Annotated in this window: 11 protein-coding genes; 7 read left to right on the top strand and 4 right to left on the bottom strand. The window is 46.4% G+C overall.

The features are described from left to right. Nucleotides 1-64: 64 nt before the first annotated feature. The 3 genes from AB4329_RS03880 (at nucleotide 65) to metF (ending at nucleotide 4,856) form a co-directional block, all read left to right on the top strand. Nucleotides 65-1,246 carry an O-succinylhomoserine (thiol)-lyase gene (locus AB4329_RS03880; RefSeq protein ID WP_017063681.1) on the top strand — a complete coding sequence of 394 codons (1,182 nt, stop codon included), beginning with the start codon at nucleotides 65-67 and terminating at the stop codon, nucleotides 1,244-1,246. 2 nt (nucleotides 1,247-1,248) lie between these two features. Beyond that, a complete protein-coding gene (locus AB4329_RS03875) occupies nucleotides 1,249-3,660 on the top strand; it encodes a bifunctional aspartate kinase/homoserine dehydrogenase II (RefSeq protein WP_372137675.1) in 2,412 nt (803 codons plus the stop codon). Between the two features lie 296 nt (nucleotides 3,661-3,956). Beyond that, nucleotides 3,957-4,856: a methylenetetrahydrofolate reductase gene (gene metF / locus AB4329_RS03870; protein WP_004729683.1), complete on the top strand. Its 900-nt coding sequence runs from the start codon at nucleotides 3,957-3,959 to the stop codon at nucleotides 4,854-4,856. A 124-nt stretch (nucleotides 4,857-4,980) separates the two neighbouring features. Here the strand turns inward: metF and AB4329_RS03865 are convergent, their stop codons facing one another. The 3 genes from AB4329_RS03865 to argE all read right to left on the bottom strand — a co-directional run bounded on the left by AB4329_RS03865 (nucleotide 4,981) and on the right by argE (nucleotide 9,893). After that, complete coding sequence (locus AB4329_RS03865; RefSeq protein ID WP_017061141.1) at nucleotides 4,981-5,520, bottom strand: PadR family transcriptional regulator; 540 nt, start codon at nucleotides 5,518-5,520, stop codon at nucleotides 4,981-4,983. A gap of 348 nt (nucleotides 5,521-5,868) precedes the next feature. Further along, entirely contained in the window at nucleotides 5,869-8,505 is a 2,637-nt protein-coding gene (ppc, locus tag AB4329_RS03860; RefSeq protein WP_170791819.1) for a phosphoenolpyruvate carboxylase, read from the bottom strand. Between the two features lie 251 nt (nucleotides 8,506-8,756). After that, on the bottom strand, nucleotides 8,757-9,893 hold the full coding sequence (argE, locus tag AB4329_RS03855) for an acetylornithine deacetylase (protein ID WP_004729680.1): 1,137 nt from the start codon (nucleotides 9,891-9,893) through the stop codon (nucleotides 8,757-8,759). 153 nt (nucleotides 9,894-10,046) lie between these two features. Here argE and argC point away from each other — a divergent pair, with 153 nt between their 5' ends. The 4 genes from argC to argH all read left to right on the top strand — a co-directional run bounded on the left by argC (nucleotide 10,047) and on the right by argH (nucleotide 15,399). After that, nucleotides 10,047-11,051: an N-acetyl-gamma-glutamyl-phosphate reductase gene (gene argC, locus AB4329_RS03850; RefSeq protein ID WP_017061139.1), complete on the top strand. Its 1,005-nt coding sequence runs from the start codon at nucleotides 10,047-10,049 to the stop codon at nucleotides 11,049-11,051. Nucleotides 11,052-11,063: 12 nt separating this feature from the next. Then, complete coding sequence (gene argB / locus AB4329_RS03845) at nucleotides 11,064-11,852, top strand: acetylglutamate kinase (protein WP_017061138.1); 789 nt, start codon at nucleotides 11,064-11,066, stop codon at nucleotides 11,850-11,852. Between the two features lie 113 nt (nucleotides 11,853-11,965). Continuing rightward, nucleotides 11,966-13,177, top strand: coding sequence for an argininosuccinate synthase (locus tag AB4329_RS03840; RefSeq protein WP_102320003.1), 1,212 nt, complete (start codon nucleotides 11,966-11,968; stop codon nucleotides 13,175-13,177). A gap of 347 nt (nucleotides 13,178-13,524) precedes the next feature. Then, complete coding sequence (gene argH, locus AB4329_RS03835; RefSeq protein WP_017061136.1) at nucleotides 13,525-15,399, top strand: argininosuccinate lyase; 1,875 nt, start codon at nucleotides 13,525-13,527, stop codon at nucleotides 15,397-15,399. A gap of 255 nt (nucleotides 15,400-15,654) precedes the next feature. Here the strand turns inward: argH and AB4329_RS03830 are convergent, their stop codons facing one another. Then, nucleotides 15,655-15,903, bottom strand: a complete 249-nt coding sequence (locus tag AB4329_RS03830; protein WP_029235423.1) for a DUF3624 domain-containing protein — start codon at nucleotides 15,901-15,903, stop codon at nucleotides 15,655-15,657. Nucleotides 15,904-15,960 lie beyond the last annotated feature (57 nt).

Below are 15,960 nucleotides of genomic sequence, written 5' to 3'. Positions count from 1 at the left end.
CACAGCCGCAAAATGCCGACAAGCCGCTGTGATTCTCAGACGCAAAACTTGTAAGGAAGCACCTATGAGCAGCCGGAAGCCAGCAACAATCGCAGTACGTACTGGTATCGAGTCAGACACGCAACACCATGCCGTTGTCCCACCCATTTATCTTTCGACTAACTATGGGTTTCCCGCTTTTGGTGAAGTGCCAAAGTACGATTACACCCGTTCTGGTAACCCAAACCGCGGTTTATTAGAGACGGCACTGTTTGAGCTTGAATCAGGCAAAGGCGCGGTTGTGACTAACTGTGGTACTTCGGCGCTTAACTTATGGGTTTCGGCTTTCTTAGGCGGCGATGATCTTATTATTGCACCGCACGATTGCTACGGCGGTACTTACCGTCTGTTTAACACTCGCTCGCTAAAAGGTGACTTCAAAGTTCTGTTCGTTGATCAATCGGATCAAGCAGCGCTGGATGCGGCGCTCGCGCTTAAGCCAAAGTTGATCTTAATTGAAACCCCATCGAATCCACTGGTTCGCGTGGTTGATATTGCAGAAACTTGCCGTAAAGCGAAAGAGGTTGGTGCTCTGGTTGCTGTCGACAACACGTTTTTGACACCTGTGTTCCAAAAGCCTTTAGAGCTGGGTGCTGATTTTGTTATCCACTCAACCACTAAGTACATCAATGGACACTCAGATGTTATTGGTGGCGTTGTGGTCACTAAGACAGAAGAACACGCTGAAGAGTTAGCATGGTGGGGCAACTGTATTGGTGCGACCGGCACACCATTTGATAGCTACATGACTTTACGTGGTATTCGTACGCTAGGTGCGCGTATGCGAGTTCACGAAGAAAGCTCACGTGAAATTCTAGCGTCTCTGCAGCAACAAGATCTTGTTGGCACTATTTACCACCCAAGCCTTCCTGAACATCCGGGTCATGATATCGCGAAGAAACAGCAATCGGGCTTTGGTTCCATGCTCAGTTTTGAGTTTGCGGGCTCATTCGAGGCGCTTAAATACTTTGTTGATAAGTTAGAGCTGTTTTCTTTGGCAGAATCATTGGGCGGTGTTGAAAGCCTGATTTGTCACCCTGCGTCGATGACTCACCGCGCGATGGGTGAAGAAGCCTTAGCAGAAGCGGGTGTTTCTCAGCAACTACTGCGTCTATCTGTTGGCCTTGAAGATGCAGAAGACCTAATCGATGACCTCAAGCAAGCGTTTGAAAGAACACAGCGCTTTATCGCTGAAGGGGAGGGTTAATAATGGCAACCTTTCGCCAGCTACATAAATTTGGTGGCAGCAGTTTAGCGAATCCTGAATGTTACCAACGCGTGGTCAACATTCTTAGAGAATACTCATCAGCATCTGATTTGGTGGTGGTATCGGCAGCAGGCAAAACAACCAACCGTTTGATTGAATTTGTTGAAGCGCTCGACAAAGATGGTCGTATTGCCCATGAATGCCTACAAGCACTTCGTCAGTTCCAACTCGATCTGATTGAAGCACTGCTTGAGGGTGAATCAGCCGCACAACTTACTTCAACCATTCAACAAGAATTTACCGCTTTGGGTGAGCTAACGGCTCCCTTGAGCGAAGCACAAAAAGCAAAAGTGCTTGGACACGGTGAGGTTTGGTCTTCACGTCTACTCGCGGCTTTGTTGTGCCAGCATGATTTACAAGCCGTTGCTCAAGATGCGCGTGCTTTTTTACGTGCAGAAGTGGGCGCTCAGCCTGAAGTCGACCGCGCACGTTCTTACCCTCTGATCAAAGAAGCCTTGGCGCAGCATGCACATTGCCGCGTGGTGATTACGGGCTTTATGGCTCAGAACTGCGAGGGTGAAACGGTATTGCTTGGCCGTAACGGTTCGGATTACTCAGCAACCGTGATTGGTGCTTTGGCTGAAGTTGAACGCGTGACGATTTGGAGTGATGTGGCAGGCGTTTACAGCGCTGACCCTCGCTTGGTGTCGGATGCGTGTTTACTGCCTCTACTTCGTCTTGATGAAGCAAGTGAACTCGCTCGTCTTGCCGCACCTGTGCTTCATAGCCGCACACTACAGCCAGTCGCGCAAAGTGCGATGGATCTGAGCTTGCGTTGCAGCTATCAGCCAGAATCTGGTTCGACTCAGATTGAGCGTGTTCTGGCATCGGGTCGCGGTGCAAAAATCATTACCTCTCTGGATGAAGTGCTGATTGTGCAACTGACGTTTGGTCACGGGCACGATTTCGACCGTCTAGAAAGTGAAGTGCTTGAAGGGCTTAAGCGTGCTCAACTAGAGCCGCTGGCCTATGAGTTAGAACCGGATCAACACTGCTTGCGTCTCGCGTATACAGAAGAGATCGCTGGTGGTGCATTAGAATATCTCCAAGACCATGCGATTGAAGCGGAAATTAAGCTAAAAGAAGGTTTCTCTCTGATTGCTGCAGTGGGTGCAGGTGTGACTAAGAACCCGAACCATTGCTACGGTTTCTACCAGCAGCTTAAGAGCTCGCCGGTTGAGTTCATCTCAGAAGCGAACTCTGGCTTAAGCTTGGTGGCTGTGATTCGTAAGAGTGAAACATCAAGCCTAGTGAAAGGCATTCACTCTCAATTGTTCCAAGCGCAGAAGCGTGTTGCGATTGCCTTGTGTGGTAAGGGCAATATTGGTTCAAGCTGGTTAAGCCTGTTTGCTGAGCAAAAAGCGGAACTTGAAAAGCGCCGTGGAATGAACTTTGAATTGGTTGCCGTGGTTGATAGCCAAACCTATTGGTTCGACGATCAAGGCATTGATGCGACTTCGGTAGGTAAGCGCTTTGACGACGAAGCTATTGCTAACAATGGTAACGACTGGTTAGAGCGTTTGGGCTCTATTCAAGGTTATGACGAAGCAGTGGTTCTGGATGTGACTGCGAGCCCAGTGCTTGCAGCAAAGTATCTGCAAATCGCACAACAAGGTATTCACCTAATCTCGGCGAACAAGGTGGCAGGTTCTGCATCGAGCGAGTATTACCATCAAGTACAAGATGCTTTCGCTAAGATCAGCCGTCATTGGTTGTACAACGCGACAGTGGGTGCTGGATTGCCGATTAACCACACGGTACGTGACCTACGTGAAAGTGGCGATGACATCATTGCGTTGTCTGGCATTTTCTCGGGCACGTTGTCTTGGTTGTTCCAACAGTTTGATGGCACCGTGCCGTTCAGCGAGTTGGTTGACTTAGCATGGCAACAAGGCCTTACGGAACCTGACCCTCGTGCTGACCTAGATGGCTCAGACGTGATGCGTAAGCTGGTGATTCTGGCGCGTGAATCTGGTTTGGATATCGAACCTGAAAACGTAAAAGTGGAATCGCTCGTACCTGCAGAGCTGCAAGATCTATCTGTGGATGACTTCTTCGACAAAGCTTCTGTACTGAGCGAAGAGCTGGCTGAGCGTTTAGAGAAAGCGCACTCTCAACAGAAAGTTCTGCGTTACGTAGCGCGTTTGGAGAAGAACGGTAAGGCAACCGTAGGCGTTGAAGCACTGTCTAAAGAACATGCTCTGGCGAACTTGTTGCCTTGCGACAACATATTTGCGATTGAGAGCAAATGGTACAAAGATAATCCATTGGTTATTCGTGGCCCAGGTGCCGGTCGTGAAGTAACGGCAGGTGCAATTCAATCTGATTTAAACAGAATGTCTAGCCTGTTCTGATACTCAGATCGGTTGGTTTGAAACTCAGATCAATTGTTTTAGTACGTAAATGGCATACTATTCACTAAGATAAATAAGGCTGAAAGCACGATGTGTTTTTCAGCCTTTTTCTACATTATTTCTGCTTTGCGCCCCATCTAACGACTTGAGTTTTACTCACGATCTACTTGAGAAAAATTCATAATGGATCTGTTGACATTAAATCGTATTCAATACATTCTACAGACATATAGACGTCTAAACGTCGTTTAAGGATTTGAGTTTTTAGTGGTTGCTTTTGCCACAGGGAGAGTAAGATGGGATACACACACGCTAGTCATATCGACGCTTTAAATCAGAATATCGCTGAGCTTTCTGACAACATCAATGTGTCATTTGAGTTTTTTCCACCGAGCAGTGAGAAGATGGAAGAGACCCTGTGGAACTCTGTTCACCGCCTTAAAACACTTCAACCAAAATTTGTATCGGTAACTTACGGTGCAAACTCGGGTGAACGTGACCGTACCCACTCAATCATTAAAGAAATTAAAAACCAAACCGGCCTAGTGGCTGCACCGCACCTAACGTGTATTGATGCAAGCCGTGAAGAGCTGATTCAAATTGCCGACGATTACTGGGCAAATGGTATCGAGAGTATTGTTGCGCTACGTGGTGATATTCCAGCAGGCGGCGGCGCGCCAGAGATGTACGCATCTGACCTAGTCGAGCTACTTAAATCTCGCCACGATTTTGATATCTCAGTAGCGGCATTCCCTGAGGTTCACCCTGAAGCAAAAAGCGCTCAATCTGATCTTATTAACCTAAAGCGTAAAGTGGATGCGGGTGCCAACCGTGCCATCACTCAGTTCTTCTTTGATGTAGAGAGCTACCTACGCTTTCGTGACCGCTGTGTAGCGGCTGGCGTTGATGTTGAGATTGTACCGGGCATTCTGCCGGTTTCTAACTTCAAGCAAGCATCTCGCTTTGCTGCGATGAACAACGTAAAAGTACCGGGCTGGATGGCGAAGCAGTTTGAAGGTTTGGATGATGATCCAACGACTCGTCAGCTTGTTGGTGCTAGCCAAGCAATTGATATGGTTCGTACACTGAGCCGTGAAGGTGTGAAAGATTTCCACTTCTACACGCTAAACCGTGCAGAAATGACTTATGCACTTTGCCATACGCTAGGTGTTCGTCCGCAAGTCGCTGCGCTGTAAGAAAAGTCTAAGAAGTAAAGCCTAAGCACTTGTAAAAAGCCTCTGGCAGTAACATTTCAAATCCTATAGATACAAAAAAGGCTTGGACTCATAGAGTTCAAGCCTTTTGCTTTTCTAGCTTAACTTAAGCTAGAGCGCCAAGTTCAAGCAGTACTTCTTCAGCCCATACAATCCATGCTTCACGGATAAGTAGGTTACGACGAAGTGTTAGACGCTCAAGGCGTGCTTGCTTGTCTAGTGTCGATGGCGTTGCGTAGTAAGCTGCTTCGATTTCACGGTAGTGAGAAACCAGTTTGCGAGACTCTTCTACTAGCTCAGCAAGTTGTACACGGTAAGCGTCAGAAGGTTGTACAGCACAAGCCATTAGCTTAGCTGAGAACTCGTCACGAACGGTTGGGTGTGCAGTTGGTTGTTCAAACCATTCACCTAGCGCGCCACGGCCAGCATCAGTGATAGAGTAAACTTTACGATCAGGTTTGCCTTCTTGAGGCTCAAGCACGCAAGTTACCTGGTCGTTCTGAGCCATTTTATTTAGCTCGCGGTAAACTTGTTGATGGCTAGCTTTCCAGAAGTAACCAATGCTTGCGGAGAATTCTTTTGTGATATCGTAACCAGTAGCATCGCGTGTACTTAAAACGGTTAGAATTACGTGTGGTAATGACATGTCTGAAATCCAAATGGTAAACAGTAAACAAATACTTAAACAACAAGTGTGCTTCTAATGGCACGTTATATTGGTTATGTCTAAGTAGCACCAACTCATAGGTTGGTTATGTCACCTTACAAAGCCGTTTATCACCTAGGTTGACCAGTTTATTGGTCAAGATGCTGCAGATTATTTTTTGGAGTGTTTCCGCAGCGGAGCAGTAGTATATCTAAATAATAAGCATAAAGTAGAATACATGGACAAAATAACCCAAAAAACTGACAAAAAACTCAGTATTGCTTATTTTGTGAAATAAAAAGGTCGCACTAGGCGACCTTTTGTCTGTTGAGTGGTAGGAATCACTAATTAACCAGTGTTTCGCATGCCTGCTGCAATGCCTGCAATCGTCACCATTAGCGCTTCTTCAAGCTCTGCTGGTGGTGTTTCACACTTACGAGTACGGTAAAGCAGTTCAGCTTGAAGCATGTTTAGTGGCTCAACGTAGATGTTACGTAGGCGGATTGACTCAAGTCCCCAAGGGTCGCTCTGCATTAGGTTCTCGTTGTTCTCAACATTTAGCACGGCTTTGATGTCTTTTTGCAGCTGTTCACGCAGTAACTCACCTAATGGTAATAGCTCTTCGTCAACAAGGCGTTGGTCGTAGTACTTAGCGATTTCCATGTTGCACTTCGAGTACACCATTTCCAACATACCGAGACGGGTAGAGAAGAACGGCCACTCGCGACACATCTCTTCGAGCAGGGCTTGATGGCCTTGATCTACAGAGTACTGAATCGCTTCACCAGCGCCTAACCATGCAGGCAGTACCAAACGGTTTTGGCTCCAAGAGAAGATCCATGGAATCGCACGTAGGCTTTCTACGCCGCCGTTCGGGTTACGTTTCGCAGGGCGAGAGCCAAGAGGCAGTTTACCTAGCTCCAGTTCAGGTGTCGCTTGACGGAAGTAAGGTACGAATTTCTCTTCGCCACGAACCACGTTGCGGTAAGCCTCACAAGATACTTGAGATAGCACTTCCATTAGGTCGCGCCACTCTTGTTTTGGCTCAGGTGGCGGCAGAAGGTTCGCCTCTAGAATCGCGCTTGCGTAAAGGTTGAAGCTGTTTACAGCAACGTCTGGTAAGCCAAGTTTAAAGCGGATCATTTCGCCTTGCTCTGTTACACGTAAACCGCCTTTCAAGCTCTTAGGTGGCTGAGAAAGAAGAGCAGCGTGCGCCGGAGCACCACCACGACCAACCGTACCGCCACGACCGTGGAATAGAGTCAGTTCAATGCCTTCTTCATCACAAACCTTAACCAGTTTGTCCATTGCATCATATTGAGCCCAACCTGCAGACATTACGCCCGCATCTTTCGCTGAGTCAGAGTATCCGATCATCACCATTTGGTGGTTCTGGATAAAGCCACGGTACAAGTCGATGCTCATTAGCTGTTTCATTACTGCTTCTGAGTTGTTCAAGTCGTCTAGCGTTTCGAACAGCGGACATACGTCCATGCGGTATGGGCAGCCACATTCTTGCAGTAGTAAGTGAACAGCCAGTACATCTGATGCAGTACGAGCCATAGAAATTACGTAAGCACCGAAGGCTTCACGAGGTTGAGCAGCAATAACCTTGCAGGTGTCTAAAACCTCTTTAACCTGTTCAGATGGCTCCCAATCGCGAGGAAGAAGCGGACGCTTAGAGCTTAATTCATTGGTTAAGAAAGCAATCTTGTCTTGCTCGTTCCATTGGTCGTAGTCGCCAATGCCTAGGTAGCGAGTCAGTTCAGACAGTACATCTGAGTGACGAGTACTTTCTTGACGAACATCGAGACGAACTAGGTGTACACCGAACGCTTTTAGGCGGCGCAGAGTATCAAGCAGAGAACCGTCTGCGATTACGCCCATGCCACATTCGTGCAGCGATTGGTAACATGCGTAAAGCGGTGTCCAAAGTTGCTCGATGTTCTGTAGTGTTTCTTTCTTCGGAACCTCTGTGTCATGCAATTTTGCATCCAGCACTTCTAGCGTGTTGTTCAGTAGAGTGCGTAGGTTCTTCAGGATTGCACGGTAAGCTTCGTGTTCATCACCTGCTAGCTCACGAACGGCATCATTACACTTAGTCATCGACAGTTCGGTAATCAGCTCGTTTACGTCGCCTAAGTAAAGATCGGCAGCTTTCCAACGAGATAGGCGCAGAACTTCCTTAGTGATGGTGTGCGTTACGAATGGGTTGCCATCGCGGTCACCGCCCATCCAAGATGAGAAGTGTACTGGGCGTGCATCGATCGGCAGGCCTTCACCAAGATAACCTTTTAGTCGGCCATCCATTTCACGTAGGAAGTCAGGAACGGCTTCCCATAGAGAGTTTTCTACAACCGCAAAGCCCCACTTAGCTTCATCAAGTGGCGTTGGGCGTTGTTGACGAATCACATCTGAGTGCCAACCTTGAGCGATCAGTTGCTCTAGGCGGCGTTCGGTTTTCACGCGCTCTTTGTGTGATAGGTCGCTTAATTCTAATTTAGACAGACACTCGTTGATCTTAACTAGCTTGTTGATCATGGTGCGACGAGTGATTTCTGTTGGGTGTGCAGTCAGAACGAGTTCAATGTTCAGGTCGCGAACGGCTTGAGCCGCGTCTAGCTTGCTGATGTCATTCTGGTTTAATTTGGAAAATAGAGATTGCAGCACGTCTGGTTCACAAACATGCTCCTCACAGTGGCGAGAGATGGTGTGGTACTGCTCTGCCATGTTGGTGAGGTTGAGAAATTGGTTAAATGCACGAGCAACAGGAGTGAGTTGTTCGTTCGGCAGGTTTTTGATTTCTTCAACTAGGCTGTCACGGTCAGCTTTGTTGCCTGCGCGGGCGGATTTGGAAAGTTTACGGATAGTCTCCACTTTCTCTAAGATAACGTCACCATGTGCATCTTGGATTGTGTTACCTAGCAAGCGTCCCAGCATGCTTACGTTACTCTTGAGAGCGGCGTATTTCTCGTTCATTGTCATCCTGCCTCGTAAAAAAATTACATCCATTGTTCCTTGTTAAGTACACAATCTAGCGAAAAGTGCTGTATCTAGTCAAATAAAGCATTCTAAGTTTGCAATTATTAGTTTTCGAAATGCGGGAGAAGTAAATTTTCCAAGACTTCGGAATAAAGTGAAATTTAATTACAAGATCAGGCTTTGGCTGGGATAACAGAATAAAAGCCACCTTTTAGGGCAGCTTTTATAAAAAAGTATCGCAAGGGTAGCAATAACTAGAAACAATATTTACGAATAGATTTACTCAGAACATCAATCGTTGGATCGATAAAATCGAAGCTTAGGAACTCATCTGGTTGGTGAGCTTGGTCGATAGAGCCTGGACCCAGCACTAAGGTTGGGCAAAGTTCTTGAAGGAAAGGTGCCTCAGTGCAGTAGTTGACGGTTTGCGATTCAATCTCACAAACGGATTCCATGCCACCAATAAATGGATGGTCATGTTGGCACTCGTAACCCGGGATAGGTTCGTGCAGTGGCGTAATCTCAATTCTGCCCGGCCATTTTGCTTCTACTTCTTTGAGTGCGCTGCGCAGCATGTTATCCAAACCATCTAAGCTGATACCCGGTAAAGGACGTACATCGTAGTGCAGCTCACAGCAACCACAGATACGGTTCGCGCTGTCGCCACCGTGAATATGGCCAAGGTTTAGAGTGGGGCTTGGAATTGCGAAACCCGGGTGGTGATACTCTTTGACTAGCTTGTCACGCAGTTGCATTAAAGCGAACAACACTTCATGCATGATCTCGATGGCGTTGACACCTAATGCAGGATCAGAAGAGTGACCTGATTTACCCGTTACTCGCACAGCGTTAGCAACATGGCCTTTATGGCCACGAATCGGCACAAGGCTGGTTGGCTCACCAATAATGCAGTAATCCGGTTTAAACGGTGCATTTTCAGTGAAATGACGCGCACCCAGCATGGTGGTCTCTTCGTCACAGGTTGCCAATACATATAGCGGCTTGGTCTGTTTGCTCCAATCCATCTTCTTTGCCGCTTCATAAACGAAAGCGAAAAAGCCTTTCATATCGGCTGTGCCTAATCCATAGAAGCGATTGTTGTGTTCTGTTAGTGCGTGAGGGTCGAAGTTCCAACGTCCTTCATCAAATGGCACTGTGTCGCTGTGTCCTGCGAGTAGCAAGCCACCTTCGCCCGATCCCATCTTAGCGACCATATTATGCTTGCCGGGTTCGACTTCCACGACTTCAACGCTAAAGCCTACGTCTTTAAACCATTGAGCCATTTTTTCGATCACTTTCTCGTTGCCATGATCCCAGCTTGGATCGGTCGAGCTAATAGAGTCTGTGGAAATTAGGCCTTTGTAGACCTCAAGAAAACTCGGTAATTGCATAATAACTTCACTTCTACTATTGACAGGAAAACCATAAGTCGGTAAAACACATATTAAATCATATTTAATGCATAAGAAATCAAATAAAGCTAAAAATTAAGTATGAATAGTCAAATTTGAAATGTAACTTACCTCAAAAATGGATGTGTTGAGATGTTGAAAACCACGATCATTGGCGCAAGCGGCTACACAGGAGCAGAACTGGCTCTAATGATAAACAGACACCCTGAGCTCACGCTATCAGGTTTATATGTCTCAGCCAATAGTGTAGACGCAGGTAAACCTATTGCGGCACTGCACGGTAAGTTAGCTGGCTTGATTGATATGCCAGTACAACCTTTAACAAATCCGGAAGAAGTAGCTAAACAATCTGATGTGATTTTCTTAGCAACGGCACACGAGGTTAGTCACGACCTAGCGCCAATTTTTCTAGAGAACGATTGCCAAGTCTTCGACCTATCGGGTGCATTCAGAGTTAAAGGCGAAAACTTCTATCAAGAGTTTTACGGTTTTGAACATCAACACGAACAATGGCTAGACAAAGCGGCTTACGGTTTAGCTGAGTGGAACGAACAAGAAATTAAAGAAGCTCAGCTTGTCGCTGTCGCGGGTTGTTACCCAACCGCATCACAACTGGCGATTAAGCCTTTGGTTGAAGCCAAGTTACTGGATGAAAACCAATGGCCAGTGATTAACGCAACCAGCGGTGTGACTGGTGCAGGCCGCAAGGCGACGATGGTCAACAGCTTCTGCGAAGTGAGCTTGCAAGCTTATGGTGTATTCAATCACCGTCATCAACCTGAAATGGCTGCACATTTAGGATGTGATGTGATTTTTACCCCGCACCTCGGCAACTTTAAGCGTGGCATTTTGGCAACCATTACCATGAAATTGGCTGAAGGCGTGACAGAACAACAGATACAAGATGCCTTCGAGCAAGCTTACCAAGGTAAACCTGCGGTGAGATTACTCGAAGAGACATTGCCAAGAATTCAAGATGTAGAGCAGACGCCTTTCTGCGACTTAGGTTGGAAGGTTCAAGGTCATCACATCATCGTTGTTTCAGCGATTGATAACTTATTAAAGGGTGCATCTAGCCAAGCGATGCAGTGTTTGAATTTACGTTATGGTTTTGCGCCATTAACTGCGTTAGTGTAAGGAAATCTAGATATGAGCCTTAATAATCAACCATTAATCATAAAGTTAGGTGGCGCTGCGCTATCTTGTGGTGAAACACTTAGCAAGTTATTTGGTGCTATCTCTGCTTACCAACAACAGGCACAACGACCAATCGTGATTGTTCACGGCGGCGGTTACCTTGTTGATGATTTGATGAATAAGTTGAACCTCGAAACCGTTAAGAAAGAAGGGCTACGTGTTACTCCTTATGATCAGATCCCAGTGATCGCTGGTGCATTAGCGGGCACGGCGAATAAATTACTTCAAGGTCAGGCGATTAAAGACGGTATCAATGCCGTTGGTTTAAGCCTAGCAGACGGTGGTTTATGCAAAGTGAGCGAACTGAACCCTGAACTGGGGGCGGTAGGAAAAGCGGAGCCGGGCGACTCAACCGTTCTGCAAGCGATTCTTAATGCGGGCGCACTGCCTATCATTAGCTCGATTGGTCTGACTGAGCAAGGCCAACTGATGAACGTCAATGCCGACCAAGCTGCGGTTGCCGTTGCAGGCGCGCTTGATGCTGAACTGGTACTGCTTTCTGATGTAAGTGGTGTGTTGGATGGCAAAGGTCACCTCATTCCAAGCCTTAATCAACAACAAGCTGATGACCTTATTACAGGCAAAGTGATTACCGACGGCATGATCGTTAAGGTTCAAGCCGCACTAGAAGCCGCTAACGACCTTGGACGACCAATCGAAGTTGCCACTTGGCGATACCCAGAAAAGCTAACACAACTGTTTTCAGGTAAAAGCATAGGAACACAGTTTTTACCTCAGTAGGTCTCACAACGAGTCACTACTTAAAGAATTTAGACAAATTAAATAAACATATAATTATGAAGTCATTTCCAACGCTGACCGCCATGTGCAGTATGGAAACTAGGAGAAAGAAAATGAGCAAAGTTAACGTAAAGAAAGTTGTAGTAGCCTACTCTGGCGGTCTAGACACATCAGTAATCATTCCATGGTTGAAAGAGAACTATGACTGTGAAGTGGTTGCGTTTGTTGCGGATGTTGGTCAAGGCGACGAAGAGTTGATTGGTATCGAAGAGAAAGCAAAAGCTTCTGGTGCATCTGAGTGTTACATCGCAGACCTTAAAGAAGAGATGGTTGCTGACTACATCTACCCAACGCTGAAAACGGGCGCTTACTACGAAGGTAAATACCTACTAGGTACGTCGATGGCGCGTCCAATCATCGCGAAAGCACAGGTTGAAGTCGCACGTAAAGTAGGTGCAGACGCACTGTGTCACGGCTGTACTGGTAAAGGTAATGACCAAGTTCGTTTTGAAGGCGCATTTGCTGCACTAGCACCTGATCTACACGTAATTGCACCATGGCGTGAATGGGATCTAGTGAGTCGTGAAGAGTGTCTAGATTACCTGGCTGAGCGTAACATCCCTTGTACGGCTTCTCTTACTAAGATTTACTCGCGTGATGCAAACGCATGGCACATCTCAACAGAAGGCGGCGTTCTAGAAAACACATGGAATGCACCTAACGAAGATTGCTGGGCTTGGACTGTAGACCCTGAGCAAGCGCCAAACGAATCTGAAACAGTGACGCTTAAAGTTGAAAAAGGCGAAGTGGTTGCGGTTGATGGCGAAGCAATGACGCCATACAACGCACTGGTTTACCTAAACGAGAAAGGTGCTAAGCACGGTGTTGGTCGTATCGATATCGTAGAGAACCGTCTTGTTGGCATGAAGTCTCGTGGTTGTTACGAAACTCCGGGTGGCACAATCATGATGGAAGCACTGCGTGCAGTAGAGCAACTGGTTCTTGATAAAGCGGCATTCGAATTCCGTGAAGAGCTCGGTGTTAAGGCTTCTCACCTTGTATACGATGGTCGTTGGTTCACTCCACTATGTAAGTCAATCCTTGCCGCGACAGAAGAGCTAGCACAAGACGTGAATGGTGAAGTGGTTATCAAGCTTTACAAAGGCCATGCAACGGTGACTCAGAAGCGTTCTGACAACAGCCTGTACTCAGAAGAGTTTGCAACCTTTGGTGAAGATGAAGTTTACGACCAAAGCCATGCTGAAGGCTTCATCCGCCTTTACTCGCTATCAAGCCGTATCCGTGCTTTGAATAGCCAAAAGTAATCTTAACAATGAGTTAGTGAGCTAGCCTTTGATGAAAGATTGAAGGTTAGTAAACAGACATTATTATGCAAAGCCCATTCACTATTGATTAGTGAGTGGGCTTTTTACTTTCTATTTGCCTAATAAATCAGCTTCGGTTTTTCCTATCGGATGGCATATAATTCGCGCTCCACGCTAAAAATAATCAATGGATTGAACTGTTGGTGAATAAATATGTGAAAATAATGAATTAATACTTTATTTTCATTTTGAATTGCCGTAAGTTTAAACCATCAGAAAAATACTGAATCTTAATCAGAATTATCATTTGCAAAAACAGTGAGCACTGTGCAATTAGGAGATACACAATGGCATTATGGGGCGGTAGATTTACCCAAGCAGCAGACACCCGGTTCAAAGATTTTAACGATTCTCTTCGTTTTGATTACCGATTGGCTGAGCAAGACATTGTGGGCTCAATTGCCTGGTCTAAAGCTCTACTGTCGGTCAACGTATTAACAGAAGAAGAGCAACAGAAGCTTGAGTTAGCGCTGAATGAGCTAAAACTTGAGGTGATGGAAGATCCTGAACAGATTCTACGTTCTGATGCAGAAGATATTCACAGCTGGGTTGAGCAGCAACTTATCGGCAAAGTCGGTGACTTGGGCAAAAAACTTCACACTGGCCGTTCTCGTAACGACCAAGTGGCGACAGACCTGAAACTATGGTGTCGTCAGCAAGGTAACCAACTGCTACTGGCATTGGATCGCCTACAAAGCCAAATGGTGAACGTTGCTTCTCAGCATCAAGAAACCGTGCTTCCTGGCTACACTCACTTACAACGTGCTCAGCCGGTAACTTTTGCTCACTGGTGCTTGGCTTACGTTGAAATGCTTGAGCGTGATTATTCACGTTTGAATGATGCGATTAAGCGTCTAGACACATGTCCGCTGGGTTCTGGTGCCCTTGCTGGAACAGCTTACCCGATGGACCGTGAAGAGTTAGCTCACAACTTAGGTTTCCGTCGTGCAACGCGCAACTCTCTAGATTCAGTTTCTGACCGCGACCATGTGATGGAGCTAATGTCGATTGCTTCTATCTCTATGCTTCACCTTTCGCGTCTTGCAGAAGATATGATTTTCTACAACTCAGGTGAATCAAACTTCATCGAGTTAGCGGATACCGTGACGTCAGGTTCATCTCTGATGCCACAAAAGAAAAACCCAGATGCGCTAGAGCTTATCCGTGGCAAAACTGGCCGTGTTTACGGTTCATTAGCGGCAATGATGATGACAGTAAAAGCTCTGCCTTTGGCGTACAACAAAGACATGCAAGAAGATAAAGAAGGTCTGTTCGACGCTTTAGATACTTGGAATGATTGTATGGAAATGGCAGCACTCTGTTTTGACGGCATTAAAGTGAACGGCGAACGTACACTTGAAGCCGCGAAACAAGGCTACGCGAACTCAACTGAATTGGCTGATTACCTAGTAGCGAAAGGGATTCCTTTCCGTGAAGCTCACCATATTGTTGGTGTGACGGTAGTGGCGGCGATTGCTAAAGGCTGTGCATTAGAAGAATTAACCATCGCAGAGATGAAAGAGTTCTCTGAGGTGATTGAGGAAGATGTGTATGACATCCTGACCATTGAATCGTGTCTTGAAAAACGTAGCGCGCTAGGCGGTGTATCTCCACAGCAAGTGGCTTACGCGGTTGACCAAGCTGAGAAACGTTTATCACAGCGTGATACGTCCATCGTCAAGGTTCGTCCTGCTCGTCTGACCGATATTGAAGCGTTGGAAGGTATGGTCGCTTACTGGGCGAACATGGGTGAAAACCTACCTCGTTCTCGTAATGAACTGGTGCGTGATATTGGCTCGTTTGCGGTCGCAGAGCATCATGGTGAGGTGACAGGTTGTGCATCACTCTATGTGTATGATTCTGGTTTAGCGGAAATTCGCTCGCTCGGTGTTGAGGCGGGGTGGCAAGGTCAAGGGCAGGGTACAGCGATTGTGCAACACTTGGTTGAGAAAGCGCGACAAATGGCCATCAAGAAGGTGTTTGTGCTGACTCGTACTCCAGAGTTCTTTATGAAGCATGATTTCTTACCAACATCGAAATCTCTGCTGCCTGAGAAGGTACTGAAAGATTGTGACCAGTGTCCTCGTCAACATGCGTGTGATGAAGTGGCATTGGAAGTGAACTTGGTAGAGCAGATAATTGCTAAGGTTAATGTTGCATAAGGCATTGATTTTATAGCTCCTAAAAAAAAGATCAAAAATCTGATCTTTTTTGGGAACAAACTAAGAAAAGCCCGGTCTATTAAAGTACCACTGCTTTTTCTTAGAATTTTCTAAGAAAGCCCTAGAATCGATTGGTTCTGGGGCTTTTTTCTATCTGCTGTTCGGGAGATGACAATAGCTCGAAAATTATGATGAATTATCGGATTGTTTAGCCCTGTCTCTAATCACTACTCTTTATCCAATAAAGACTTCCAGCTAACGTTTTTTGCCCTTTAACGGTAGCACCACAAACTTCATGACCCAATGCAACGACAGCAAGCCACTGAACGCGAAAGCGGCCATCATCAACGCGATGGCATTGATGGTTTTTGGGTCTTCTCTGAAAAACAGCCACCATACTCCCCAACTCAAAATCGACAACACCATCAGCTGATTCATGCAACGCTGGCAGCGACCGAGTTTGTTACGGATTTTTTCACTTTTATTGCAATGAATGCATGTCATCTTGGGTTTGATTCGCGTTATGCTTGTTGCCCTGATAATAACACGTCACAAGATATT

The sequence above is a fragment of the Vibrio sp. 10N.261.54.A5 genome (assembly GCF_041471145.1).
GTDB classification, from domain to species: Bacteria; Pseudomonadota; Gammaproteobacteria; order Enterobacterales; family Vibrionaceae; genus Vibrio; species Vibrio crassostreae_C.
The sequence above is the reverse complement of the archived record's forward strand: the minus strand, read 5'-3'. Positions and strand labels throughout refer to the sequence as shown.

Bases quoted from the DNA above. Each gene is read 5' to 3' on its own strand.
- AB4329_RS03880 (WP_017063681.1), top strand. From the start codon at position 65: ATGAGCAGCCGGAAGCCAGCAACAATCGCAGTACGTACTGGTATCGAG.
- AB4329_RS03875 (WP_372137675.1), top strand. From the start codon at position 1,249: ATGGCAACCTTTCGCCAGCTACATAAATTTGGTGGCAGCAGTTTAGCG.
- metF (WP_004729683.1), top strand. From the start codon at position 3,957: ATGGGATACACACACGCTAGTCATATCGACGCTTTAAATCAGAATATC.
- AB4329_RS03865 (WP_017061141.1), bottom strand. From the start codon at position 5,520: ATGTCATTACCACACGTAATTCTAACCGTTTTAAGTACACGCGATGCT.
- ppc (WP_170791819.1), bottom strand. From the start codon at position 8,505: ATGACAATGAACGAGAAATACGCCGCTCTCAAGAGTAACGTAAGCATG.
- argE (WP_004729680.1), bottom strand. From the start codon at position 9,893: ATGCAATTACCGAGTTTTCTTGAGGTCTACAAAGGCCTAATTTCCACA.
- argC (WP_017061139.1), top strand. From the start codon at position 10,047: ATGTTGAAAACCACGATCATTGGCGCAAGCGGCTACACAGGAGCAGAA.
- argB (WP_017061138.1), top strand. From the start codon at position 11,064: ATGAGCCTTAATAATCAACCATTAATCATAAAGTTAGGTGGCGCTGCG.
- AB4329_RS03840 (WP_102320003.1), top strand. From the start codon at position 11,966: ATGAGCAAAGTTAACGTAAAGAAAGTTGTAGTAGCCTACTCTGGCGGT.
- argH (WP_017061136.1), top strand. From the start codon at position 13,525: ATGGCATTATGGGGCGGTAGATTTACCCAAGCAGCAGACACCCGGTTC.
- AB4329_RS03830 (WP_029235423.1), bottom strand. From the start codon at position 15,903: ATGACATGCATTCATTGCAATAAAAGTGAAAAAATCCGTAACAAACTC.